This window comes from Thermomonas sp., assembly GCF_041919455.1.
GTDB lineage: Bacteria > Pseudomonadota > Gammaproteobacteria > Xanthomonadales > Xanthomonadaceae > Thermomonas.
On the sequence record NZ_JAYRTQ010000009.1, the window covers coordinates 1 to 24,553 of the forward strand.

The window sequence follows — 24,553 nt, forward strand, 5'->3', positions numbered from 1 at the left end:
AACCCGTCCAGCCACCAAGCTGAGCAATACAATCCACGTCGGCCACGGCCGGCCCCAATTTGTAGTCTCGACAACCACAAGTTAGCCGGGTCGGCCGTGTGCCTCTCCCTCAGATGGGAGAAGAACCGAATTTTCGGCCAGCGCCCGGCGCGATGAAGAAGGCCCCGCATCGCGGGGCCTTCGGGTCGTCGGTTTACTTGCCCTGCTGCTGCAGCCAGGCCTCGATCGCCGGCATCCGCTCCTGCTTCACCTTGAGCCGGTATTCGATGTTGGCGATGGCGGTTTCGGTGGCGTTGCGCGCACTCGCCGGGATGTGCGCCTCGGCGAACGCACGCAGCTTGCCGATCATCGCCCGGTCCGACGAACCACCGCCGATGCCGGGGTAGTAGCGCGCCTGCGACGACGCATCCACCAGCTTCTCCACGTCCGCGCGATGCACCACCGCGAAGTCGAAGGCCATGTCCGGATGTTGGCCGGCGACCGCACCGATCATCGCCGCGCTGTTGGTCGCGCCCGGTTCGTCGGTGAGCGCGAGGTCCAGCGCGCGCTGGCCCAGCGCCTTGTCCTCGGCGATGCCGAGCAGGTTGTACAACTGGTTCTTGATCAGCGGAGTCTTCTCCGCCCTGGCCATCGCGTGCAGTCGGTCCCACGTGGCGGCATCGGCCTTGTTGGCGACGATGCCGGTGACCAGGCTGCGCAGCGCCGGCGGCAGCGAGGCATCGTCATTGGCGGCGAAACGGCGGCGCGCCTCGGCGATGATCGCCTCGTCGCCCAGCCCGGCCAGCGCACCGATCAGGGTGGTGCGCAACAGTTGCACCGGCGCGGAATCGTCGGCCTTGCCGTTCCAGCCGACCTTGGCGAACACCGGTTGCAGCACGCCGCGCGCATACGCCTGGAAGCGCGCTTGCGCCGCATCGTTGCCCGCCAGGTAGCCATTGATGCTGCCCAAGGTGCCAGCGATGTCGTCCCAGATGGCCGGGTCGGCATCGATGGACACACCCTTGGCCAGGCCCAGGTAATCCGATGCCGGCCGCAGCCCGGCCATGCCCAGTGCCCAGGTGTCGTTCATGATGCCGAGCTGGTCGATCGGGTCGAGCTTCGCGAAGTCCCTGCCGATGGCGGCGAACTGCGCGCGGTCGTAGACGGTGCGGTAGTAGCCGGCCTGCCCGGCGTTGACCACCACCGCGCCGCAACCCGGCACCTGCAGCGTGCCCTTGCCGTTTTCGACCACGGTATCCACGCGCACGCCGCCCGCCGTGGCCGCGACCACCGGCACCCGCCAGTGCAGCGGCACCTTGCCCGGGCGATCCTTGGTGAACTCGCCCTGCGACAGCTGCAGCGTGGTGTTGCCGCCGCTGCAGGTCGCCGACTCGACGGTGATCAGCGGGATGCCCGGCTGGGTGGTGAAGTCGCGGGCGATGTCCTGGATCGGCTTGCCGGCGGCGGACTGCACCGCGCTCCACAGGTCGGCGGAGACCGTGTTCCCGTAGGCGTGCTTCTTCATGTAAGCCCGCACGCCCTCGCGCCAGGCGTCCTCGCCCACGTAGTTCTCCAGCATGCGGATCACCGCGCCGCCCTTGCTGTAGGTGATCGCGTCGAAGGCCTGGCCCAGTTGCTCCACGGTCTGGACCTGCTGCACCACCGGGTGCGTGGTCGCCACCGCGTCGCGGTTCATCGCGCTCTCGCGGCCACCGACGGCGTCGAGCCTCGTGTTCCATTCTGGATGGAATTTCTCGGTCGCGCGCGCCGCCATCCAGGTGGCGAAGCCTTCGTTGAGCCAGACGTCGTCCCACCAGCTCATCGTCACCAGGTTGCCGAACCACTGGTGGGCGATCTCGTGCGCGGCCACGGAGAAGATGCCCTGCACGTTGCCGATGGTGGAGATCTTCGGATCGACCAGCAGGATGTACTCGAAGGAGAGGATCGCGCCCCAGTTCTCCATCGCGCTGAAGAACTGGCTGCCGCCCGGCGCGGCGACGTTGTCGAGCTTCGGCAGCGGGTACTTCACCCCGAAGTAGTCGTTGTATTCCGCCAGCACCAGCTTCGAGGCCTCCAGCGCGCCGGCGGCCTGGCCGACCTTGCCGCGGGTCGCGACGACGCCGACCTCGGTGCCATCGACCGTGTCCGTGGCGCGCTCGAAATCGCCCACCGCCAGGAACAGCAGGTAGGTCGACATCTTCGGCGAGGTGGCGAACACGACGCGCTTCATCCCGTTGCCGAGATGCTTCGACGCGGTCTGCGGCATGTTGCTGACCACCATGTCGGCACTCGGCGCATTGACGGTCAGGTCGAAGGTCGCCTTGAGGTTGGGCTCGTCCCAGGACGGCACGAAACGGCGCGCATCCGGCGCCTCGAACTGGGTGTACAGCGCGCGCTTCTTGCCGGCCTCGGTGTCGTAGTCGATCGCGAACAGGCCGTTGGCCTGCGTATTGATCACGCCGGTGTAGTCGATGGCCAGCGCGTAACGACCGGCCGCGAGCGGCGCGTCGAAGGTGAAGGTCGCGGTCTGGCTGGGCTCCTCCAGGCTGACCTTCGGCAACAGCGCCTTCCTGGATTTGCCGGTGAGCATGCTCTTGGCGATGGTGAGGTTGACTGCCTGCAACGTGATCGTCGATGTCGGTTCCAGCACGTCGATGTCGATCACGACCTTGCCGTCGAAGGCCAGCTTGTCCGCATGCGGCGTGACCTCGATGGCGTAATGCGATGGCACCACGTTGCGCGGCAACTGGGTGGTGGCACGCACCGCCGGCGGCGAGGCCTTGCGCGAGACCTCGGCTGGCGTCTGCGCGGACGCCTGCAGCGTGGCCGCGCACAGGGCAAGGGTGATGGCGGCGGTGACCAGGTTGCGACGCATGGGCTGTCCTCGATGACGGAGCGGGGCGGAACCGCCCGCGCGAGCCGCGATCATCCGCGCCCGCAGCGCCGGGCGGCAGCGCCGGAAGTCATGCCGGCTGCGCATTCACGTGGCCATCGCGGCGTCCGGGACAACCTGCCGGCCCGTCGCCGCGGATCGCCGCCATGCCCGAGACCATCTACGACGCCCTGCGCGAGAGCCACGAGATCCAGCGCTCGCTCTGCCGCAAGCTGCTGCGCGCGAAGCCCGGCACCCAGGACCGTATCTCCCTGTTCAAGGAACTGCATACCGAACTGGCCGCGCACGCGGCGGCGGAAGAACGCTTCCTCTACGCGCCTGTGCTGATGCACGACGCCGGCCTGGACTCGAGCCGCCACGCGCTGCACGAGCACCACGAGATGGACGAACTGGTCGAAGACCTGCACAAGGCGGATGCCGAAGGCGGGCAATGGCTGGCGGTGGCGCGCAAGCTCTCGGAAAAAGTGCACCACCACCTGCGCGAGGAAGAGAAGAAATTCTTCCAGGTCACCGGCAAGATCCTGACCGATCCGCAGAAAGTGCAGGCCGCGAAGAAGTACCGTAAGGACTATGCGCGGATGTTGAAGAAACTGCGCGCCTGAAGCACATGGCCTGCAAACGAAAACGCCCCGCACTGCGGGGCGTTTTCATGTCGAGCTGCGCGTGGCTCAGGCGAACGGATCGCGCAGGACGATGTTGGCGTCGCGGTCCGGGCCGGTGCTGACGATCGCCAGCGGGCAGCCCGCCAGTTCTTCCAGCGCGCGCAGGTAGGCACGCGCCGCCGGCGGCAGCTTGTCCCATTCGGTGATGCCGGCGGTGGACTCGCTCCAGCCCGGGAACTCCAGGTACACCGGCGTGCATTCTTCCCAGCCGGCGGCATCCAGCGGCGCGTACTCGCTGCGCTTGCCGTGGTACTCGTAGGCGATGCAGATCTTCAGGGTCTCCATCCCGTCGAGGATGTCGAGCTTGGTGATGCACAGGCCGCTGATGCCGTTGATCGCCACCGCGCGCTTCAGCGCCACGATGTCCATCCAGCCGCAGCGACGCGGGCGGCCGGTGGTCGCGCCGTATTCCTGGCCGCGGTCGCGGATGCCCTGGCCCACGGCATCGTCCAGCTCGGTCGGGAACGGGCCGCCGCCGACGCGCGTCGCGTAGGCCTTGGCGATGCCCAGCACGTAGTCGATCGCGTCCGCGCCCACGCCGGTGCCGGCCATCGCACCGCCGACGGTGGTGTTGGACGAGGTCACGTACGGATAAGTGCCATGGTCGATGTCGAGCAGCGAGCCTTGCGCGCCCTCGAACAGCACCTTCTTCCCCTGCTTGCGCAGGTCATGCAGGATGCCGGCCACGTCGGCCTTCATCGGCTGCACGTATTCGCCGAACGCCAAGGCCTCGTCGAGGGTCTGCTGGAAATCGACGGCATCGACCTTCAGGTACTGGGTCAGCACGAAGTTGTGGTAGTCCAGCGCGACGCGCAGCTTTTCGGCGAGTTCCTTCGGGTAGTGCAGGTCGGCCACGCGGATGCCGCGACGTGCCACCTTGTCTTCGTAGGCCGGGCCGATGCCGCGGCCGGTGGTGCCGATCGCCGACTTGCCTGCGGCCTTCTCGCGCGCCTGGTCCAGGGCGATGTGGTACGGCATGATCAGCGGCGTCGCCGGGCTGATCTTCAGGCGCGAACGCACTTCCACGCCATTGCCTTCCAGCTCGGCGATTTCCTTCTGCAGCGCGCCCGGGTGCAGGACCACGCCGTTGCCGATCAGGCACAGCGCGTCGTCGCGCAGGATGCCGGACGGGATCAGGTGCAGCACGGTTTTCTTGCCCGCGATCACCAGCGTATGGCCGGCGTTGTGGCCGCCCTGGAAGCGCACCACCGCGCCGATGTCCTGCGTCAGCAGGTCGACGATCTTGCCCTTGCCTTCATCGCCCCATTGCGCGCCGAGTACGACGACTGACTGACCCATTTCCGTGCTCCAGACGTGAGAAAAGCCGAGGTGAGCCCCGGCTTTTCGACATTCTACGGGGTTCGCGGCCCGCTGTCGTGGCGCACGCGCCGGACCACGACCCGCCCGGGGCCGATTCGCATTTATGCTGCCGCGAGCAGGCCATCCGGGGAGGGACGGCCCGCCCGCTACGCCGCATCCAGCATGCCGATGCGGCGGCACGCGCCCACCTCCGTCCAGGGGATCCGCCATGACTGCTGCACTGCTCGCACGCGTTGCCCTCGTCCTTGCACTCGCGTCGCCCGCATCCCTGGCCACCGCCGCGGACACCGGCAAGCGCCCGATCACCGCGCAGGACCTGTGGGCGGTGAAGCGCGTGGGTGCACCGGCGCTTTCGCCGGACGGCCGGCAGGCGGTGGTCAGCGTGCAGGAGTGGTCGATCGAGAAGAACAAGCCGACCGCCAGCCTGTGGCTGGTCGACGTCGCCCGTGCGACGACGCGACGGCTGACCGCCGGCACCGGCAGCGACACTGCCCCGGCCTGGAGCCCGGACGGCGGCCGCATCGCCTTCACCAGCAAGCGCGGTGAGGACGAAGCCGCGGCGCTCTACGTCATCCCGGTCGCCGGTGGCGAGGCCGAAAAGCTGGTGGAATTGCCGATGGGCATCGCGGTACCCGCCTGGCTGCCGGACGGCAAGGGCATCGTCTTCGCCACCCAGGTCATTCCCGAGCTGGCCGGCAGCTTCGCCAAGGCCGACCTCGCGGCGATGAAGAAGGAGGCGAAGCGCCGCAAGGATTCGAAGATGACGGCCTACGTCACCGAGTACCGGCAGTACCGCTGGTTCGACCGCAACCTCACCGACAACCTCGCCAATCGCCTGCTCCGGGTGGACGTGGCCAGCAAGGCGCTGAGCGACCTGACCCCGAAATACGACCGCCTGTTCGCGCCCTCCGGGGAGGTGCGCTTCGACATCGCACCGGATGGCCGCCACGTGGCGCTGGCGCTCAATTCCACGCCGCCGCCCTACGCCACCCAGCCCAACAGCGACATCGTGCTGGTGCCCACCGACGGCAGCGGCGCATTCGTCAACCTCACGCCGGACAATCCCTACGGCGACGATTTCCCGCGCTTCGCCCCCGATGGTCGCTCGGTGCTGTACACCCGCGTCGCCACCGCCAACAGCCAGGGCGAGTTGCGCAGGCTGTGGCGGGTGTCGCTGGGCGACCGCAAGGCCGCGCCGTTGACCGCCGCGCTCGACCTGAGCATCGACGACGTGGCGTTCTCGGCGGATGGCCGCCAGTTGTGGCTGCAGGCCGAGGACAACGGCGTGGTGCCGGTGTTCGCGATGGATGCCGACGGCGGTGCGGTGCGGAAGGTCGTGGCCAGCGGCAGCAATACCGAGCTGGACAGCGCCGAGGGCCAGCTGGTGTTCCTCGGCGAAACCACCAGCCGCGCGCCGGAAGTATTTGCGCTTGATCCGGGCGGCCAGCCACGCCAGCTCACCCGCTTCAACGACACGCTGTTCGCCGGCTTGGACCTGGGCAAGGTGGAATCGCACACCTTCCCGGGCGCCGGTGGCGACAAGGTGCAGGCGTGGGTCGTCTACCCGCCCGGTTTCGACCCGAAGAAGAAATATCCGCTTGTGCAGCTCCTGCACGGCGGCCCGCACACGATGGTGCGCGACGCCTTCAGCCCGCGCTGGAACAGCCATGTGTTCGCCAGCCCGGGTTACATCGTGGCATGGGTGAACCGGCATGGTTCCACCGGCTTCGGCGAGGCCTACGCGCGCAGCATCAACGGCGCCTGGGGCGACAAGCCGATGGAGGACGTGCTCAGGGCGAACGACTACCTGTTCGCCGCCATCCCGGCCATCGACCGCGACAACGTGGCGGCCGCGGGCGCGAGTTACGGCGGCTACCTCGCCACCTGGCTGCTCGGCCATACCAAGGTCTTCAAGACCTTGGTCAACCATGCAGGCGTCAGCGACTTCATCGGCCAGTACGGCGCCGACATCACCACCTACGGATTCACCAAAGAGGTGCTGGGCGGCACGCCCTGGGACAGCCCCGAGGCCATGCAGCGCAACAACCCGGTGGCCCATGCCGCCAACTTCAGCACGCCGATGCTGATCACCCATGGCGAGAAGGATTACCGCGTGCCCTACGGCCAGGGCATCGCCCTGTACGGCATCCTGCAGACGATGCGCGTGCCCTCGCGCCTGGTGGTGTTCCCCGACGAGAACCACTGGATCCTCAGCCCGCAGAATTCCATTTACTGGAATTACGAAGTGCAGGCCTGGCTGGCGCGCTACATCGGCGGCAAGCCGATGGCGAAGCCGGAGTTCAAGGCCGCCGAGTGACCGGCTAGCCGCCCTTCACCAGCCACAGCGAGACCAGGCCGAGCGCCAGCACGATCCCGCCGATGCGGCGGACGTGCTCGTCCGGCATCTGCTGCAACTGCTCGGCCGCGCGTTTCCATCCACCGGGCGCGGCGAACAGGACCAGGCCTTCCAGCACGGCGACCAGGCACAGCGCCGCCCACAGGTCGGCCACGGCTCAGCGGTCGCTGCGCATGTATTGCAGGAACGGGTCGTCGCGTTCCAGCACGATCACGTTGTCGCCGCTGGAGAACGACTTGCGGTAGGCCTCCAGGCTGCGCTGGAAGGCGAAGAAGCCGGGATCGCGGTTGGCCGCCTCGGCGTACAGACGGGTCGCTTCGGCATCGCCCTGGCCGCGCAGCGTCTGCGCATCGCGCTCGGCCTCGGCCAGGATCACCGCACGGTCGCGGTCGGCCTTGGCGCGGATCTGGTTGGCCTGTTCCTCGCCTTCGGCGCGCAGCCGGCTGGCCACCTGCTGGCGCTGCGCGCGCATGCGGCTGTAGACGTCGCCGATGACGCGGCTGTCGGTGGGCAGGTCGATCTGCTTGATGCGCAGGTCGACGATGCGCACGCCGATGTTCTTCGCGCCGACATTGATGTTCTGCAACTGCTTGCCGATCACGTCGGCGCGGCTGCCCGAGACCACCTGCTGCAGGGTGCGCGAGTTGATCTCGTTGCGCAGGGCGTCCTTGATGATCGGCGCCAGCCGTTCCGACGCCGCGCTTTCGTCGCCGCCGGTGGCGCGGTAGAACGCACGCACGTCCTCGATCCGCCCGATCGCGAAGAAATCGACGCTGACGTCCTTGCGCTCCGAGGTCAGGTAGCGCTCCGGCTGCGCGGCCAGCACCTGCAGGCGGCGGTCGAAGCGACGGATGCTTTCCACCAGCGGCAGCTTGAAATGTAGGCCCGGCTTGAGGTCGCTGCGGACCACCTTGCCCAGGTTCAGCACCAGCGCGGTCTGGCCTTCCGGGATCACGAACACCGAACTCGCCAGCAACAGCAGGCCGGCGACCGCGGCGGACATCCACGTGGAGAATTTCATCGCACGGCCTCCTCTCGGCCCGCGGCACGGCCGCTGCGCGCACTGCGCACGGGTTCGGCGGTGGCTTCCACCGTCGGCGAAACCAGTTCAGGCGCCAACGCAGCCGGTGGCGCGGTGGTCGCGCCACCGGCGGCCTTGCCGCCCTGCATCGGCACGTAGATCAGCTGGCGGCCATCGCCGCCGACCACGGTGCGGTTGTCGGCCAGCACCTGCTGCACGGTGTCCAGCCACAGGCGCTTGCGGGTGACCTCGGGCGCGGCCTTGTACTGGTCGACCAGCAGGCTGAAGCGCGCTGCGTCGCCGGTGGCGCGGGCAATCGACGCGCTCTTGTAGCCCTCCGCCACGGTGCGCGTGCGCGCCGCTTCACCACGCGCCTCCGGCACGATCTTGGCCGCATAGGCGATCGCCTCGCTGGTCACCCGGTCCTTGTCCTGCTGCGCGCTGTTGACGTCGTCGAAGGCCGGCTTCACCTCTTCGGGCGGGCGCGCGTTGGGCAGGTTCAGCTCGGTCACGGTCAGTCCGGTGCCGTAGGTATCCAGCGATTTCTGCAACTGGTCGCGGGCGGAGACCGCCAGCGCATTGCGCGCGCCGAGCACGGTGTCCAGGTCGGAACGGCCGACCTGCTCGCGTACGGTGCTGAGCGCGGCCTGCTTGAGCACGCTGACGCCATCGCGGGTGCCGAACAGGAACTTGTAGGGCTCGCCGATGCGGTACTGCACGTTGATCTCGACGTTGACGATGTTCTCGTCGCGGGTCAGGACCGGGACGGTTTCGTTGAAAGTGTCGATCTTGGTCGCGTTGACCTTGCGCACGCGCTCCAACGGCCACGGCAGCTTCATGTTCGGGCCCGGCTGCATCACCCGGTCGAACTTGCCGAAGCGCAGCACCACGCCGCGCTCCTGCTCGTTGACCAGGACGAAGCAGTTGAACGCGAGCCACAGCGCCAGCACGACCCAGATCCAGCGCAAGGGATTGCCGTTGCCGAAGTCAGGCAGCCTGTCCAGCAGGTTGCCGAAACCGCCACCGCTGCCACCCGTGGATTTCCCGGAAGAACCGCCGGGCCTGTTCCAGGCCATCCAGCTCACTCGTGGCCCGCGCGGGCCGCTGCTTTTCGTCGTCATGCGTCCAATTCTACCGACAAGCCCATCGGGAAGCGTTCTGCAGGAAGTCCCGTGTCGATCGCTGGCAGCAGCGGTCGCAACGGCGCGCCATCGGCCTGCGCCGCCAGCCGCGCCGCGTCCGCGACCGGCAGGTCCACGGTGAGTCGCCAGCCATCGGCATCGAGTTCCTCGCGGCGCACCGCATCCAGCGCATGCAGGCGCGCGCGCAGGCGACCGGCATCCACCGGCAGCACGATGTCGCCGACCACCCGCTGAAGGTCCAGGCGTTCGCCCAGTGCCACGCGCAGCAGGTCCAGGCCCAGCCCGTCGCGCGCGGACAGCCAGACCGCATGCCGGTCTTCGCCGCGCTGGTCGATGCGCGGAGTGGCGCCCTCGATGCGGTCGATCTTGTTGAACACCAGCAACTGCGGGATGTCGCCGGCATCGATCTCGCGCAGCACGGCATCGACCTGGGCGATGCGTTCGTCGCGCAGCGGATCGTCGGCATCGATCACGTGCAGCAGCAGGTCGGCCTCGCGCGCTTCGCTCAGGGTCGAGCGGAACGCCGCGACGAGCTCATGCGGCAGGTCGCGGACGAAGCCGACGGTGTCGGCCAGCACCACGCCACCGCCCGGAAGCTCGATGCGGCGCACGGTGGGGTCGAGGGTGGCGAACAGCAGGTCGGCGGCATAGGCCTCGGCGCCGGTGAGCGCATTGAACAGGGTCGACTTGCCGGCATTGGTGTAGCCGACCAGCGCAACCCGCGGCAGCTCGCTGCGAACGCGCGCACGGCGCATCTGCGTGTGCTGGACCTCGACCTTTTCCAGCCGCTTCTGCAGCATGTCGACGCGCTTCTGCAACAGGCGGCGGTCGGTTTCCAGCTGGGTTTCGCCGGGGCCGCGCAGGCCGATCGAACCGCCGCGCTGGCGCTCCAGGTGGGTCCAGCCGCGCACGAGGCGCGTGGCCACGTGCTTGAGCTGTGCCAGCTCGACCTGCAACTTGCCTTCGGCGCTGCGCGCACGCTGCGAGAAGATGTCCAGGATCAGGCCGGTGCGATCGACGACGCGGCGTTCCAGCGCCCGTTCCAGGTTGCGTTCCTGCACCGGGCTGAGCGCATGGTTGACCAGCACGAGGTCGGCGCCGGTGGCCTCGCAGGCGGCCTTCACTTCCTCCAGCTTGCCGCTGCCGATCAGGGTGGCGGGATTGGGGCGGTCGATCTTCGCGGTCAGTACCGCGGCCACGCTGGCACCGGCCGAGCGTGCGAGCTCGCCGAATTCCTCCAGCACGCCCTCGGCGGGCGGGCCCCCGGCATGCGGCTGGATCAGCAGGGCGTGTTCGCCCCGGCGGGAGCGTTCGAACAATTGGGTTGGCATTGCAACCCAGATGTGGGCGAATCCCGTTGGGGCAACCCCTTTGGTTGCACGGGGTTGCGCCGGGGTTGCCCCATGGGCAACAGGGCAGGCACGGGGGCCTGCCCCTACGGGTTGCCGTTATTCGGTTTCGTCGTCTGCCTCGCCCGCATCGCTGGCCTCGACGCCGGCACCGCCGGTGGCGCTGATGCGCACGTTGCGCGCCGGCACCACGGTCGAGATCGCGTGCTTGTAGACCATCTGGCTGACGGTGTTGCGCAACAGGACCACGAACTGGTCGAACGATTCGATGGTGCCCTGCAACTTGATGCCGTTGACCAGGTACACCGAGACCGGGACGCGCTCGCGGCGCAAGGCGTTCAGGAACGGATCCTGCAAGGACTGCGACTTCGACATTGGTTTCCCCACGGCTGTTGCGTGTCTTCTTTGTTGTTTGTGGTCGTGGGCCTGTTCCCCGGGCCCCGCACCCGCCGCGTTTCCGGGGGCGCGATCCGATGGTAACGCAGGACGCCGTGAATGCGTGCGTCAGGGCGCACGGTTGCCGGTGAAACCGGCCACCGCATCGTCCAGCGGCGTGCGCTGCGTCACGGGATCGAACCAGCGCGCGTCGACTTCCCCGCGCAGCCAGGTGAACTGGCGCTTGGCGAGCTGGCGGGTGGCGGCGATGGCGCGCGCGCGGAACGTGGCGGTGTCGCACTCACCATCCAGGAACTCCCAGGCCTGCCGATAGCCCACCGCACGCACCGCCGGCAATTCCAGCGGCGCGGGATGCGTGCGCAACTCCGGCAACGCGCGCAAGCCATGCACTTCATCGAGGAAACCATCAGTCAGCATCACATCGAAGCGTCGTTCGATGCGCGCATGCAGCAGCGCGCGATCCGGTGGCGACAGCACCAGCTTCAGCAACTTCGCCGGAAAGCGCACGCGCGTCGACTCGCGCTGCCAGGCGCTGATCGGCTTTCCGGTCAGGCGATGCACTTCCAGCGCGCGCTGGATGCGCTGTGCATCGGTGGCGTGGATGCGCGCGGCGGCCTCCGGATCCACCACGGCGAGATCCGCATGCAGCGCCGCCCAACCGCGCAGGTTGGCATCCTCGGTGATGGCCTCGCGCAGCGCCGGATCCGCATCCGGCATGTCGGCCAGGCCGTCGAGCAATGCACGGAAATACAGGCCGGTGCCGCCGGCGAGGATGGCAACGCGGCCACGCGCGAGGATGCCGTCGATCGCCACCCGCGCATCCTTCGCGAACTCGGCGGCCGAATACGGCTGACAGGGATCGCGCACGTCCATCAGGTGGTGCGGCACGCGCGCCTGTTCCTCGCGGGTGGGCTTGGCCGCGCCGATGTCCAGGCCGCGATAGACCAGCGCCGAATCCACGCTGACGATCTCGCCGCCGAGCCGCTCCGCAAGCTCGAGCGCATACGCGCTCTTGCCCGACGCGGTCGGCCCCATCAGCGCAATCGCCAGTGGCCTGGCGCGCAGGCGCATGTCCGGCGTCATCGCGCGCAACTCATCGAGGCTCGCCCAGGCCTCAGTAGCCCTGCTCGCGCAGGCTCAGTCGTACCTGCCGGTGCCGCGCCAGCACGTCCGCACTCGGCGCGCGCGACAGCAGGCTGCCGGCCACGATCGCGATGCTGGCGGCAATCACCCCCGGCACCATTTCGTACAACGCGCTGCCCGTGTATTTCCACAGGATCACCGTGGCCGCGCCGGCCAGCATGCCGGCCAGCGCGCCACTGCGGGTCATCCGCGCCCAGAACAGGGAGAAGAGCACGACCGGACCGAACGCCGCGCCGAAACCGGCCCACGCATAACTAACCAGGCCCAAGACGCGGCTCTGCGGATCGCGGGCGATGAAGATCGCCACCAGCGCGATCCCCAGAACCATCGCCCGGCCCATCCACACCAGCTCGCGTTCGCTGGCGCGTGGCCGCAGGAATCCCCGATAGAAGTCCTCGGTCAGCGCACTGGAGCAGACCAGCAACTGGCAGGACAGCGTGCTCATGATCGCGGCCAGGATCGCCGACAGCAGCACCCCCGCAATCCACGGATTGAACAGCACATTCGACAACGCGATGAACACGCGCTCGTGGTTCTCGCTGACGATCCCCGCCTGTTCCGGATGCTGGGCGAAATAGGCGATGCCGAAGAAACCGGTCGCCATCGCACCGCACAGGCACAGCACCATCCAGGTCATGCCGATCCGCCGCGCCTGCGGGATCACTGCCAGCGAATCCGCCGCCATGAACCGGGCCAGGATATGCGGCTGGCCGAAGTAGCCAAGCCCCCATGACAACAACGACACGATCCCGACCAGGCCCAGCTCGCCGCCCTTGAACCAGTCGAGTTTCGCCGGATCCACCTGCTCGATGATGCGCAGGCTGTCGCCGATGCCGCCGGTGCTCAGGATCACGATGATCGGCGTCAGGATCAGTGCGAAGATCATCAGCGTGGCCTGCACGGTGTCGGTCCAGCTGACCGCCAGGAAGCCGCCGATCAGGGTGTACAGGATGGTCGCCGCCGCACCCCACCAGAGCGCCTGCGCGTACGACAGGCCGAACACGCTTTCGAACAGGCGCGCGCCGGCCACGATCCCGCTGGCGCAATACACCGCGAAGAACACGAGCACCACCAGCGCGGAAACGATCCGCAACAACTTGCCATCGGCGGCGAAGCGCGTGGTGAAGTAATCCGGCAAGGTCAACGCGTTGTCGGTGCGCTCGGTGTACACGCGCAAGGGTCCGGCCACGAATTTCCAGTTCGCCCACGCGCCCAGCACCAGCCCGATCGCGATCCACGCCTCCGAGACGCCGGACAGGTACAGCGCGCCGGGCAAGCCCATCAGCAACCAGCCGCTCATGTCCGAAGCGCCTGCGGACAACGCAGTCACATAGCCGCCCAGCGAGCGTCCGCCCAAGATGTAGTCGTCGAAGTCGCGGGTGCGCCTCCACGCCACCACGCCGATGCCGATCATCGCCAGCAAGTAGACCGCGAAAGTGATCAGCAATGGCGTGCTTGCGGTCATGCGTGCCTCCCCGTGGCGTTCGCGGGGAGCTTACCGCGACCGAGCGTGGCTCGCTCAGCGCGAGTCGAGGTAGAGCTTGAGCGCCGACACCTCGGCATCGGTCAAGGTCGAGAACCGATACGCAGCGACCTCACTCATCATCCCGGTCTTCGACTTGCCGCCGGTGGCGATCTCGCCTGTCTTCATCAATCGCGCGAATTTTTCCGCGGTGTAGGCCTTGGCCACGACCAGCGACGGCGCGTCATCTTCCCGGCTCCAGCCATTGAGGTCGCGCCCGTGGCATTCGGTGCAGGTGGTCATCGCCAGGTACTTGCCGAGCGCCAGCGGCTCGACCGGGCGCGTCGCCGGCGGCACGTTGCCGGGATCCGGCTTCACGTCATCGAGGTAAGGCAGCGTGCCATCGGCGATCGCCCTGGCGATGGCCGGCGCGTACGCCGTCTTCGGCAACGCCGTGGCGACATCCGGCAGCGAGCGCAACCAGGCGGTGACGTCGCGGACTTCGCCGTGGCTGAGGTACTGGAACATGTGGATCGGCATGCCCAGCGGGGGGTGGCCGTCGTGGGTCTTGCCTTCGTGCAGCAGCGCGGCGAACGCGGCATCGTCGTACAACCGCCTGCGTTCGGTGAGGTTCGGTGCCACCACGCGGCCCACCTGCGGATTCTCCATGAAGATGCCGCCGCCCCCGTTCTTTTCATGGCAGCCGTTGCAGCCCAGGCGCGTCGACACACGCAGGCCTTCGACGGGATCGCCTTTCGCCACGGCTTCGACCTTCGCAACGGGCGCTGCCGGCATCGGCGAAGGCGATGGGTTGCAACCGGCGAGCAGTATCAGCACGACGACGAGATGGCGCATCGGAGTTCCCGCGGGATGTCCAGGAGTCCAACGCAGCCGCCGCACGCGAACGGACAGCGGCTTATTCGTCCGGCCAGCGGATCTCGGGCTTCGCCTGCACGCGCGGCATCGGCACCGCCGCGAGTGCGTTCCACACCTTCAGCGCATCGACGGTGGCGGCGACGTCATGCACGCGCAGCAGCATCGCGCCACGCTGCGCGGCGATCAGGTGCGCGGCCACCGACCCCGCCGCGCGTTCGCGCGGTTCGGCGCGGCCGGTGAGTTCGCGGGCGATCAATTCACCAATCGTCTTCTTGCGCGACAGCCCGGCCAGCACCGGCACGCCGAGTTCGGTGAAGCGCTGCAATTGCGCGAGCAATTGCAGGTTGTGGCGCGTGTCCTTGCCGAAGCCGAAACCCGGATCGACCAGGAGATTCTTCTTGGCGATGCCGGCCATCTCGGCGACGAAGATGCGCTCGGCCAGGAACCGATGCACCTCGGCGACCACGTCATCGTAGACCGGCGCGTCCTGCATCGAGCGCGGTTCACCCTGCATGTGCATCAGCACCACCGGCACGCCGAGCGATGCCGCGGCATCCAGCGCACCTTCGCGGCGCAGCCCGCAGACATCGTTGATCATGCCCGCACCGGCCGCGACCGCGGCGCGCATCACCTCGGGCTTGCTGGTGTCGATGCTGATCGGCACGGCGACCTGCGCCGCCAATCGCTCGATCACCGGGATCACCCGGCGCAGTTCTTCATCGACCGCCACCTCGTCCGCACCGGGTCGGGTCGATTCGCCGCCGATGTCGAGGATGTCCGCGCCTTCCTCGACCAGTTTCACGCCATGCGCGACCGCAGCATCGACGTCGTCATGCGCACCGCCATCGGAAAACGAATCCGGGGTGACATTGACGATGCCCATCACCCGCGGCAGGTCGAGGCGGAGGATGCGGCCGTTGCAATCCAGTTGCGGCGAGGTGTCGAACATGCGGTTCTAGAGGCCCTTGGCCTGGCTTTGGGTGGGTGGCGGCAGCCCGACCTGCTCGCAGAACGCGGCCAGGCGTGGGTCGGTCTTGTAACGCATCACCAACGGATCGATCAGGGTATTACCCACGCCCGGGTCGCGGGTTTCGCGCGCGCGCTGCAGCCATTCGAACGTGGCGTCGGCATCGTTGCGCAAGGCCTGCACCTGGGCGACCTGGTAGGCGGCCACGTCGCCGTATTCGGCGATGAGTCTGGCCAGCGCGGCATCCGCGGCGGCGCGATCCTTGCCGCCCTGCAGCGCCATCGCCAGCGCGATGTCGTGCCACACGCCCTCGGGCTCGTTCTTCGCAGCCTCCAGTGCCGCCTTCGCATCGCCGCGCTGGAGCTCGATGATGGCCAGTTGCGCCCATGCGGAGCTGCCCTGCGGACGCAGCGCGATGGACTGGCGGATCGCCGCCTCGGCCTCGTCGAGCCGGCCCACCGCCGACAGGTAGGCGCTGTACCAGTTCCACCAGTTCGGCGACATCGGATCGTTGTCGAGTGCCTGCCGGCTGAGGGTGATGGCCTCGCCGAGTTGTCCCTGCAAGGCGAGCATGCTCGCCATGCTGAACATGGTCTGCAGGTTGTCGGGCGACAGTTCCAGCCCGCGCCGATAGGCGATGGTGGCACCTCGCCAGTCGAGCTCGGCATTCTCCAGCAGCCAGCCACGCGCCACGTACGCATCGCCGAGGTCCGGTGCCAGCGCCAGCGCCACGTCGCCGGCCTTGCGCGCTTCGGCGTAGGCCTGTTGCGCCTCGGCACCGCTCAGGCCCAGCGCGGCCAGGGTGGTCCAGTTGCGCGACAGCGTGGCCCAGGCCTTGGCGTACTTCGGGTCCAGTTTCGTCGCCCGGGTGATCTCCTCGATCGCGCGGCGCATGTCGCCGTCTTCGCCGCGGTCGGCGTAGAAACTCCCGCGCAGGAAGGCCGAATACGCCTCCACGTTGCCGCTCGGTGGGCGGTCGTCCGCGCGGACGCCGGGCGACAGCAGCTTCGCCTTCAACACGCCGGCGATCGCGCGCGTCAGCTCGTCCTGCAGGGAGAACAGATCGCGGAAAGGCCGGTCGAAACTCTCCGTCCAGATCGCGGAACCATCGCTGGTGCGGACCACCTCGGCGCGGATGCGCACCTGGTCGTCGGCACGCTGCACGCTGCCCGCCAGCAGGTACGCGACACCAAGCTTGGCGCCGATGCTGCGCGCGTCCTCCTTGCTGTCGCGGAACTGGAACGAGGACGTGCGCCCGATCACCCGCAGGCCCTCGAACTTGGACAAGGCGTCGATCAGGTTGTCCGACAGCCCGTCGGAGAAGAACAACTGGTTGGCGTCTCCGCTCGCATTCGCCAGCGGCAGCACCGCGATGGAATTGCCGCGATCCACCGGCTTGGCGCGCGCCACGGCCACGCGCGTGGTCTCGGCCACCAGGGCCACTTCCCGCCGCGGCGACAGCACGAACTTGTCGAAGGCGAAATAGCCCAGCGCGATCGCCAGCAGGACGATGATCGCGCGGTCGAGCATGCGCGCGGTCTTCGGTGCGATCGATTCCGACGGCGGCACGTCGGCATCGCGCTTCAATCCCTGCGGGGTCAGCTCGAAGATCCACGCCACCGCCAGCGCCGGCACGAAGGCGACCGCCAGGGTCAGCACCAGCGCCTTCATCGTCCATGGCGGCGCATCGAACACCGGCAACAGGGTCGCGCCGACCTGCACCACCAACCACGCGGCGACCAGGTACAGGCCCGCCATGCGGATGACGTTGCGGCGCTTGAGCTCCGCGATGAATCCGCCGGTCGTCGCCAAGGCCCGCCCCCTTCGCGCCGGCATCGCGCCGGCCCTCGGGCGAGTGTCCGCAATGGTCAGCGCGTGTGCAAGCCGTCAGGTTCACGGCGGTCCCGATTGCGATATCCGCGGCGTCTCCGTGATCCAGCATGCGAAAGGCCCGGATCGCTCCGGGCCTTCCGTTTCCCGCGTCGCTGTCGCGTCAGATTTGCGGCGCGGGATCCACCAACACCGGAGCCGTGGGCGTGGACGAATCGTCCTTGCCGCCGCCGGCAGGCGGCTTGGCCACCCAGCCCGGCGGTGGCGACGGCGTGCGCCCTTCCATCAGCGCCTTGACCTGCTCGGCATCGATGGTTTCCCACTCCAGCAGCGCGGCCGTCATCGCCTCGACCACGCTGCGCTTGTCTTCCAGGATGCGATGGGCGACCGCGTACTGCTCGTCCAGGATGCGGCGGATCTCGGCATCGACCTTCTGCTGGGTGGCCTCCGAAATCGTCTTGTTCTGCAGGCCGAACCCGGAATCCTTGTCGTCGGCGTAGACCATCGTGCCCAGCGCATCGGACATGCCGTACCTGGTCACCATCGCCCGCGCCAGCTTGGTCGCGCGCTCGAAGTCGTTGGACGCGCCGGTGGACATCTGGCCGACGAACAGCTCCTCGGCGATGCGGCCGCCGAACAGGATCGCCAGTTCCTCCAGCATCTTGTCCTTGTAGTTGCTGAGACGGTCGTGCTCCGGCAGCTGCCAGGTCAGGCCCAGCGCCCAGCCGCGCGGCATGATCGTGACCTTGTGCACCGGGTCGGCCTTGGGCAGCGACATCGCCACCACCGCATGGCCGGACTCGTGGTACGCCGTATTGCGGCGCTCGTCCTCGCGCATGACCATGCTGCGGCGCTCGGGGCCCATGTAGATCTTGTCCTTGGCGTCCTCGAAGTCCTGCATGTCCACCTGGTTCTTGTTGCGACGCGCGGCGAACAGCGCGGCCTCGTTCACCAGGTTGGCCAGGTCGGCGCCGGAGAAGCCCGGCGTGCCGCGCGCCAGGATGTCCGCGCGCACGTTGTCGTGCAGCGGCACCTTGCGCATGTGCACCTTGAGGATCTGCTCGCGGCCCTTGATGTCGGGCAGGCCCACCATCACCTGGCGGTCGAAACGACCCGGGCGCAGCAACGCCTTGTCGAGCACGTCGGGGCGGTTGGTCGCGGCGATCACGATCACGCCCTCGCCGCCCTCGAAGCCGTCCATCTCCACCAGCATCTGGTTGAGGGTCTGCTCGCGCTCGTCGTGGCCACCGCCCATGCCGGACCCGCGATGGCGGCCGACCGCGTCGATCTCGTCGATGAAGATGATGCACGGCGCGTGCTTCTTGGCCTGCTCGAACATGTCGCGCACGCGGCTGGCGCCGACGCCGACGAACATCTCGACGAAGTCGGAACCGGAGATCGAGAAGAACGGCACCTTGGCCTCGCCGGCGATGGCCTTGGCCAGCAGGGTCTTGCCGGTGCCGGGTGGGCCGACCATCAGCACGCCGCGCGGGATCTTGCCGCCCAGCTTCTGGAAGCGCGACGGATCGCGCAGGAACTCGACCAGTTCGGAGACTTCTTCCTTGGCTTCGTCGCAACCGGCGACGTCGGCGAAGTTGACCTTGGTCTGGTCTTCGTTGAGCAGTTTCGCGCGCGAACGGCCGAACGACATCGCGCCCTTGCCACCGGCACCACCGCCCTGCATCTGCCGCATCATGAACAGCCAGAAGCCGATGATCAGCAGCACCGGCAGGAAGTTCAGCACCAGCGACCAGAACGAGATGCCGGAATCCGGCGGTGCCTGGTTGATCTCGACCTTGTGCTCGATGAGGTCGGCGATGAGGTCCTTGTCGCGCACCGGCGCGGTGGTGGTGCCCTTGCTGCCGTCGGTGCGTTCGAAGGTGACCGTGCGCTCGTTGCTGGAGATGTCGACCTTCTTGATCCGGTCGTTGTCCACTTCCTGCACGAACTGCGAGTACACCACCTCCTGGCTGGCGGCCAGCTTCGGCGAGAAACTCTGGAACACCACCATCAGCACGGCGGCCACGACCACCCAGAGCAGCAGGTTCTTCGCAAGATCGTTCATGTATTCGCCTGTCCTTCCTCGATGCTGCCCTGGAACACCGGGCCTTGGCCCACTTATTTCACCTGCGCCAGCTTGCCTTGCGCCAGCGCGTACACCTCCGGCGACCGCTTGCGCGAGGCCGCCGGCTTGCGGATCGCCACCTTGGCATAGCGCCGCCGCAGCTCCTTCACGTACTCGTCGAACCCGATCCCCTGGAACAGCTTGATCAGGAACGTGCCGCCGGTGCGCAACTGGCCATCGGCGAAGTCCATCGCCAGTTCGGACAGGTGCATCGCGCGCGGCTGGTCCACCGCATGCACACCGCTTTTATTGGGGGCCATGTCGGACAACACAAGGTCGACCTGTTCCCCGCCCAGCATCCCCAACAGGTTGGATAGGACGGCATCCTCCCTGAAGTCGCCATGAAGGAAATCGACCCCGGCCAGGGTCGGCATCTCCAGGATGTCGCTGGCGATGACCCGCCCGCGCTTGGCGGTGTCCGGCAGGCCGCGCTCCAACTGGTCCAGTTCCTGCCGCACCCATTGCGACCATCCGCCCGGTGCGGCCCCCAGGTCGACCACCACCATGCCCGGCTTGAGCAGGCGATCGCGATCGACCAGCTCCTCCAGCTTGTAGGCCGCGCGCGAGCGCATGCCTTCCGCCTGCGCCTTCTTCACGTAGGGGTCGGAGAAATGTTCCTTGAGCCAGCGCTGGCTGGATTTGCTGCGAGTCGCCACGAGCGCCGGCCGGATGGGAAAACAGGCCGCCATGATACCCTGCCGCCTGTTTCCGCCTCTCTTCGTGCCGCATGCCCATCGCCCTCACCAATGCCCAGATCCGCTTCCTGCGTGGCCAGGCGCACGACCTGAAGGCGATGCTGCAGGTGGGTGGCAAGGGCATCACCGACGCCCTGGCGGCCGAGGTCGACGGCGCGCTGGAGCACCACGAGCTGATCAAGGTGAAGGTGGCCGCGGAGGATCGCGAAGCCCGCGACGCGATGATCGGCGAACTCGTCGAACGCAGCGACGCCGTGCTCGTGCAGCGCATCGGCCACGTGGCGGTGCTGTACCGCCCGGCGAAGGACAAGCGGCAGATCGTGCTGCCGCGCGCGTAACAATCCACCCCCACCCCAGCCCTCTCCCGCCAGCGGGAGAGGGAGCGAACGGCATGCAGCTCAACCTCGAACGCCCGGACTACACGTACTTCCTGCGCGGTGCCGACGGCAGCGGCGCACTGGTCAACGAGCGCCGGCTGACCCGCAGCTTCATCATCGCCCCGGATGCGCTGGTCGAAGACTGGCCGGTCCACGACGTGCGCGCGATGAACCCCGCGGATCTCGATGCACTCCTCGCACTGCAGCCGGTACTCGTGGTGCTGGGCACCGGCGCGCAGCAGCAGTTCCCGCCCGCCGCGGTGATGGCGGCCTGCCTGCAGCGCGGGATCGGGCTGGAAGCGATGACCAATGCCGCTGCCGCACGTACCTATTCGGTGCTGGCCGGTGAAGGCCGTCGGGTGGTGGCGGGGTTCGCGTTCCCCGCGTGAGGCGCCATCACTGCATCACCTGAAGTGGTACCGCCTGCGGATCGTGAGACTCAACGCCCCGGCAAGTACTGCTGCGGGTTCACCGGCTTGCCGTTGTAGCGGATCTCGAAGTGCAGCATGTCGCGCGAGGCGCCGCTGCGGCCCATTTCGGCGATCTGCTGGCCGGCCTTCACCAGTTGGCCCTCGTTGACCAGTCGCGCGCGGTTGTGGCCGTAGGCGGACAACCATTGGTCGTCGTGCTTGACGATCACCAGCTCCCCGTAACCGACCAGGCCGGAGCCGGAATACACCACCACGCCATCGGCGGCGGCACGCACCGGTTGCCCGGCCTTGCCGGCGATGTCGATGCCTTGCCGGGTCGGGTCGCCGCCGGCATACGTCGCGACGACGCTGCCCTCGGCCGGCCAGCGCCAGGCGAGCTTGCTGGTGGCAGGGACCACGACCGGCGTCGGCGCGGGAGCGCGCGGAGGCGTCGTGGTCGGCGTTGCGGGCTTCTTCGGCGGCGTTGCCGGCCGCGCAGCCACACTGCCCTGCCCACCCGGATACAGGCGCAGGCGCTGCCCGGGGTGGATCGTGTAGGGCGGCGGGATGTCATTCCACAGCGCGAGGTCGAGCGCTGTCAAACCGTTTTCCGTGGCGATGCGGTAGACGTTCTGGCCGCGCTGGACCACCACCGTCGCACCATATTTGGGTTGCGATACCCGCACCGGGCTGTCCGCGCCGCGCGGTCGCGATGACCCGCCTTCGCGCACCACGTGGCTGCGCCCGCAACTGGCGAGCAGGACGACGGCAGTGCAGGCAACAAGGACACGATGCAGGCGCATGGACCGCATCATGCCGCATGGCCCCGCAACAGGAACCAACCCGCGGCGCCGACCATCAGCACCAGCACGCTCCAGCCGATCGGTTCGATGTAACGGTGCAGGGCGCGCTCCGCGCGTTCGCCACCGATGCGGATCGCCGCGGCGACAAGGTAGAGGCGCTTGCCGCGCCCGACCAGCATGCTGAGCATGAACGGCAGCATCGGCACCCCCACGATGCCGCTGGCCCAGGTGAACACCTTCATCGGGATCGGCGAGAAGCCGGCCAGCACCAGGAACCAGAACACTGCCCAGGGCGATTCCACGCTCTTCGCGCGCACCACCTCGATGCCGTGTTCGATCGACTCGAGCATGCCCAGCTTGCCCAGCAGCGGCTGCACCACCTGCCAGGCGTAGTGCCCGAGGTAGTAACCGACCACCGCGCCGACCATCGCGCTGGCCAGGCTGATGGTCGCGAACCAGAAGCCGCGTCGCGGCTGCGACAGGCACATCGGCGCCAGCATCACTTCCGGCGGGATCGGGAAGAAGATCGCTTCGATGAAACTCAGGAAGGCGAGCAACCACGTCGCATTGCGATGACGCGCCCAGCGCAGGGTGCGCTCGTACATCGGGCCGAACAGCTTCATCGGTCTGCCACTCCCGACAGCAGCGGCACGAACACCACCGGACCCAGGTCGTCCTGTTCGATGTCGCCATCGGCGTTCTTGCGCAGGCACAGCAGCGACTGCGCGCTGGAACCACCGACCGGCGCGACCAGGGTGCCGCCCGGCGCCAGTTGCGCGCTCAGCGCATCCACCAGCGACGCCGCCGCGGCGGTGACGATGACGCCATCGAACGGCGCCTCCTCGGGCCAGCCGATGCGGCCGTCGTCATGCTTGCTGCGCACCTGCAGGCCCAACGTGCGGAAGCGCTTGCGCGCGGTGCGCAGCAGGTCGCCGATGCGTTCGACGGTGTAGACCTCGATGCCGAGCGCCGCCAGCACCGCCGCCTGGTAGCCGGAACCGGTGCCGATCTCGAGCACGCGCCTGGGCATGCCCCGTTGCAACAGGACTTCGGTCATCCGCGCCACGACCCACGGCTGCGAAATCGTCTGTCCGTGGCCGATCGGCAGCGCGGTGTTCTCGTAGGCGCGGGTAGCCAGCGCCTCGTCGACGAACTGGTGGCGCGGCACCGTGCGGATCGCATTGAGCACGCGCTCGTCGGTGATCGCGTCGTACTGCGGCGAACCGGCGCGCAGCCAGTCGATCAGGCGGTCGCGCACGCGCTGGCCGGTCAGGCCGCTGCCGATGTCCGCCGGCTGCAGGCGCATCCGCGCGATCACGCGGTCTGCTCCAGCGTGGTCGACAGGCCGCCGACCCAGCTCGCCACCTGTTCCAGCGCCTGGTAACGGGTCAGGTCGACGTGGATCGGGGTAATCGAGATATGACCGGTCCGCACCGCATGGAAATCGGTGCCCGGGCCGGCATCCTGCTCGATGCCGGCGGCCCCGATCCACCACCACTGGCGCCCGCGCGGATCCTGCTGGGCGATGCACGGCTCGGCACGATGGCGATTGCCGAGGCGGCTGGTCTCGAACCCGCGTACTTCATGCCAGGGCAGGTCCGGCACGTTGACGTTGAGGATGGTGTTGGCCGGCAGGGGATCGGTGCGCAGGCGCGCGATGATCTCCACCGCCGCCTTCGCCGCGGTTTCGTAATGGCGACCCTTGTGGTCGGCGGTGACCAGCGACATCGCCACCGCGGGCAGGCCCAGGAAGCGCCCTTCCATCGCCGCGGCAACGGTACCGGAATAGATCACGTCGTCGCCGAGGTTGGCGGTGTTGTTGATCCCGGAGACCACGATGTCCGGTTCCAGGCCCAGCGTCTCCAGCATGCCGGTGATCGCCACGTGGACGCAGTCGGTGGGCGTGCCGTACACCTTCCACATGCGCGCGTCGAGTTGCACCACGCGGATCGGTGCATCCAGCGTCAGCGAATTGCTGGCGCCGCTGCGGTCGCGGTCCGGGGCCACCACGATGACCTCGTGGCCGGCCTCGCGCAGGCCTTGCGCCAGCGCCTGGATACCGGGGGCGTCGACGCCATCGTCGTTGCTGACAAGGACCCGCATGGCGCTACGACATCACTGGATTCTGCATGCGGCCATGATACCGGATCGATCACCGACACCGCCCGCGCTTCGCGGTAACCTGCGCCGATGCGCAAGGCCCCGCCCCAACCCGACGATCGCGACGACGCCGAACTGTTCCGCGCCGCGATCGGCGCCGACCGGGGCAAGGTGCGCGCCCTGCCCGAAGCGCCGTTGCCGCCCTCGCCGCCCAAGCCGAAACCGTCGGCGAAGATGGCGCGCCGCGACGAGGATGCCGCGCGCGACGAATTCCGCCATGCGGTGATCGCCGAACTGGAAGCCGGCGACGTGCTCAGCCATCGCCGCGACGAGATCCCGCCGCTGGTGTTGAAACGGCTGGCGCGCGGCGAATACTCGCCGCAGGAGGAGCTGGACCTGCACGGCCTGCCGGCGCATGTCGCCGAAGCGCTGTTGCGCGAATTCCTGCGCGACTGTCGCACCCACGGCGTCGGCTGCGTGCGGATCGTGCACGGCAAGGGGCGCAACTCGGAAGAACGCCTGCCGGTGCTGAAGAACCTGGTCGACCGCGTGCTGCGCCATCGCGCCGACGTGCTCGCCTTCCATTCGCCGCCGGTGGCACAAGGTGGAACGGGGGCGGTGCTGGTGTTGCTCGAGAAACGTTAAGC

Annotated in this window: 23 protein-coding genes; 5 read left to right on the forward strand and 18 right to left on the reverse strand. The window is 68.1% G+C overall.

Going from position 1 to position 24,553, the window contains the following annotated elements; all coding sequences use genetic code 11:
* Window positions 1–193 precede the first annotated feature (193 nt).
* Window positions 194–2,854 carry a M1 family metallopeptidase gene (locus ACE3T8_RS07810; RefSeq protein ID WP_374608224.1) on the reverse strand — a complete coding sequence of 887 codons (2,661 nt, stop codon included), beginning with the start codon at window positions 2,852–2,854 and terminating at the stop codon, window positions 194–196.
* Window positions 2,855–3,018: 164 nt separating this feature from the next.
* Between ACE3T8_RS07810 and ACE3T8_RS07815 the strand changes: the two genes are divergently transcribed.
* The gene (locus tag ACE3T8_RS07815; protein WP_374608226.1) at window positions 3,019–3,474 is read left to right on the forward strand and encodes a hemerythrin domain-containing protein; all 456 of its coding nucleotides are present in this window, start codon (window positions 3,019–3,021) and stop codon (window positions 3,472–3,474) included.
* 66 nt (window positions 3,475–3,540) lie between these two features.
* On the opposite strand, the gene ACE3T8_RS07820 is transcribed toward ACE3T8_RS07815, so the two are convergent.
* Entirely contained in the window at window positions 3,541–4,833 is a 1,293-nt protein-coding gene (locus ACE3T8_RS07820; RefSeq protein WP_374608228.1) for an adenylosuccinate synthase, read from the reverse strand.
* Window positions 4,834–5,062: 229 nt separating this feature from the next.
* Here ACE3T8_RS07820 and ACE3T8_RS07825 point away from each other — a divergent pair, with 229 nt between their 5' ends.
* Entirely contained in the window at window positions 5,063–7,171 is a 2,109-nt protein-coding gene (locus tag ACE3T8_RS07825; RefSeq protein WP_374608230.1) for a prolyl oligopeptidase family serine peptidase, read from the forward strand.
* A 4-nt stretch (window positions 7,172–7,175) separates the two neighbouring features.
* Here the strand turns inward: ACE3T8_RS07825 and ACE3T8_RS07830 are convergent, their stop codons facing one another.
* From ACE3T8_RS07830 to rlmE, 12 genes are all read right to left on the reverse strand, one after another.
* Window positions 7,176–7,364 carry a DUF2065 domain-containing protein gene (locus tag ACE3T8_RS07830; protein ID WP_374608231.1) on the reverse strand — a complete coding sequence of 63 codons (189 nt, stop codon included), beginning with the start codon at window positions 7,362–7,364 and terminating at the stop codon, window positions 7,176–7,178.
* A gap of 3 nt (window positions 7,365–7,367) precedes the next feature.
* Window positions 7,368–8,231 carry a protease modulator HflC gene (gene hflC, locus ACE3T8_RS07835; protein ID WP_374608233.1) on the reverse strand — a complete coding sequence of 288 codons (864 nt, stop codon included), beginning with the start codon at window positions 8,229–8,231 and terminating at the stop codon, window positions 7,368–7,370.
* Window positions 8,228–9,307, reverse strand: coding sequence for an FtsH protease activity modulator HflK (gene hflK / locus ACE3T8_RS07840; protein ID WP_374608466.1), 1,080 nt, complete (start codon window positions 9,305–9,307; stop codon window positions 8,228–8,230). The genes hflC and hflK overlap by 4 nt, the downstream gene beginning before the upstream one ends.
* A gap of 41 nt (window positions 9,308–9,348) precedes the next feature.
* Window positions 9,349–10,692, reverse strand: a complete 1,344-nt coding sequence (gene hflX / locus ACE3T8_RS07845; protein ID WP_374608468.1) for a ribosome rescue GTPase HflX — start codon at window positions 10,690–10,692, stop codon at window positions 9,349–9,351.
* Between the two features lie 129 nt (window positions 10,693–10,821).
* Window positions 10,822–11,097 carry an RNA chaperone Hfq gene (gene hfq / locus ACE3T8_RS07850; RefSeq protein WP_374608235.1) on the reverse strand — a complete coding sequence of 92 codons (276 nt, stop codon included), beginning with the start codon at window positions 11,095–11,097 and terminating at the stop codon, window positions 10,822–10,824.
* Between the two features lie 129 nt (window positions 11,098–11,226).
* On the reverse strand, window positions 11,227–12,189 hold the full coding sequence (gene miaA / locus ACE3T8_RS07855; protein ID WP_374608470.1) for a tRNA (adenosine(37)-N6)-dimethylallyltransferase MiaA: 963 nt from the start codon (window positions 12,187–12,189) through the stop codon (window positions 11,227–11,229).
* Between the two features lie 43 nt (window positions 12,190–12,232).
* A complete protein-coding gene (gene putP / locus ACE3T8_RS07860) occupies window positions 12,233–13,726 on the reverse strand; it encodes a sodium/proline symporter PutP (RefSeq protein WP_374608236.1) in 1,494 nt (497 codons plus the stop codon).
* Between the two features lie 54 nt (window positions 13,727–13,780).
* Window positions 13,781–14,578 carry a c-type cytochrome gene (locus ACE3T8_RS07865; protein WP_374608238.1) on the reverse strand — a complete coding sequence of 266 codons (798 nt, stop codon included), beginning with the start codon at window positions 14,576–14,578 and terminating at the stop codon, window positions 13,781–13,783.
* A 61-nt stretch (window positions 14,579–14,639) separates the two neighbouring features.
* On the reverse strand, window positions 14,640–15,548 hold the full coding sequence (folP, locus tag ACE3T8_RS07870) for a dihydropteroate synthase (protein ID WP_374608240.1): 909 nt from the start codon (window positions 15,546–15,548) through the stop codon (window positions 14,640–14,642).
* 6 nt (window positions 15,549–15,554) lie between these two features.
* Window positions 15,555–17,378 carry a hypothetical protein gene (locus ACE3T8_RS07875; protein ID WP_374608242.1) on the reverse strand — a complete coding sequence of 608 codons (1,824 nt, stop codon included), beginning with the start codon at window positions 17,376–17,378 and terminating at the stop codon, window positions 15,555–15,557.
* Window positions 17,379–17,559: 181 nt separating this feature from the next.
* The gene (gene ftsH, locus ACE3T8_RS07880) at window positions 17,560–19,461 is read right to left on the reverse strand and encodes an ATP-dependent zinc metalloprotease FtsH (protein ID WP_374608244.1); all 1,902 of its coding nucleotides are present in this window, start codon (window positions 19,459–19,461) and stop codon (window positions 17,560–17,562) included.
* A 53-nt stretch (window positions 19,462–19,514) separates the two neighbouring features.
* Window positions 19,515–20,177, reverse strand: coding sequence for a 23S rRNA (uridine(2552)-2'-O)-methyltransferase RlmE (gene rlmE / locus ACE3T8_RS07885; protein ID WP_374608246.1), 663 nt, complete (start codon window positions 20,175–20,177; stop codon window positions 19,515–19,517).
* 71 nt (window positions 20,178–20,248) lie between these two features.
* Between rlmE and yhbY the strand changes: the two genes are divergently transcribed.
* Both yhbY and ACE3T8_RS07895 read left to right on the forward strand, forming a co-directional pair.
* Entirely contained in the window at window positions 20,249–20,554 is a 306-nt protein-coding gene (yhbY, locus tag ACE3T8_RS07890; protein WP_374608248.1) for a ribosome assembly RNA-binding protein YhbY, read from the forward strand.
* Window positions 20,555–20,607: 53 nt separating this feature from the next.
* Window positions 20,608–20,982: an Mth938-like domain-containing protein gene (locus ACE3T8_RS07895; protein ID WP_374608250.1), complete on the forward strand. Its 375-nt coding sequence runs from the start codon at window positions 20,608–20,610 to the stop codon at window positions 20,980–20,982.
* A 50-nt stretch (window positions 20,983–21,032) separates the two neighbouring features.
* Here ACE3T8_RS07895 and ACE3T8_RS07900 read toward each other — a convergent pair whose 3' ends face one another.
* Genes ACE3T8_RS07900 through surE form a run of 4 tightly spaced genes read right to left on the reverse strand, consistent with a single transcriptional unit; the run spans window position 21,033 to window position 23,909 of the window.
* Window positions 21,033–21,815 carry a peptidoglycan DD-metalloendopeptidase family protein gene (locus tag ACE3T8_RS07900; protein ID WP_374608251.1) on the reverse strand — a complete coding sequence of 261 codons (783 nt, stop codon included), beginning with the start codon at window positions 21,813–21,815 and terminating at the stop codon, window positions 21,033–21,035.
* Window positions 21,815–22,429, reverse strand: a complete 615-nt coding sequence (locus ACE3T8_RS07905) for a YqaA family protein (RefSeq protein ID WP_374608252.1) — start codon at window positions 22,427–22,429, stop codon at window positions 21,815–21,817. Before ACE3T8_RS07905 ends, ACE3T8_RS07900 begins: the two co-directional genes overlap by 1 nt.
* The gene (locus ACE3T8_RS07910) at window positions 22,426–23,124 is read right to left on the reverse strand and encodes a protein-L-isoaspartate(D-aspartate) O-methyltransferase (RefSeq protein WP_374608253.1); all 699 of its coding nucleotides are present in this window, start codon (window positions 23,122–23,124) and stop codon (window positions 22,426–22,428) included. Before ACE3T8_RS07910 ends, ACE3T8_RS07905 begins: the two co-directional genes overlap by 4 nt.
* Complete coding sequence (surE, locus tag ACE3T8_RS07915) at window positions 23,121–23,909, reverse strand: 5'/3'-nucleotidase SurE (protein WP_374608254.1); 789 nt, start codon at window positions 23,907–23,909, stop codon at window positions 23,121–23,123. Before surE ends, ACE3T8_RS07910 begins: the two co-directional genes overlap by 4 nt.
* A gap of 87 nt (window positions 23,910–23,996) precedes the next feature.
* On the opposite strand from surE, the gene ACE3T8_RS07920 reads away from it, so the two are divergent.
* Window positions 23,997–24,551, forward strand: coding sequence for a Smr/MutS family protein (locus ACE3T8_RS07920; protein ID WP_374608255.1), 555 nt, complete (start codon window positions 23,997–23,999; stop codon window positions 24,549–24,551).
* Window positions 24,552–24,553: the final 2 nt, after the last annotated feature.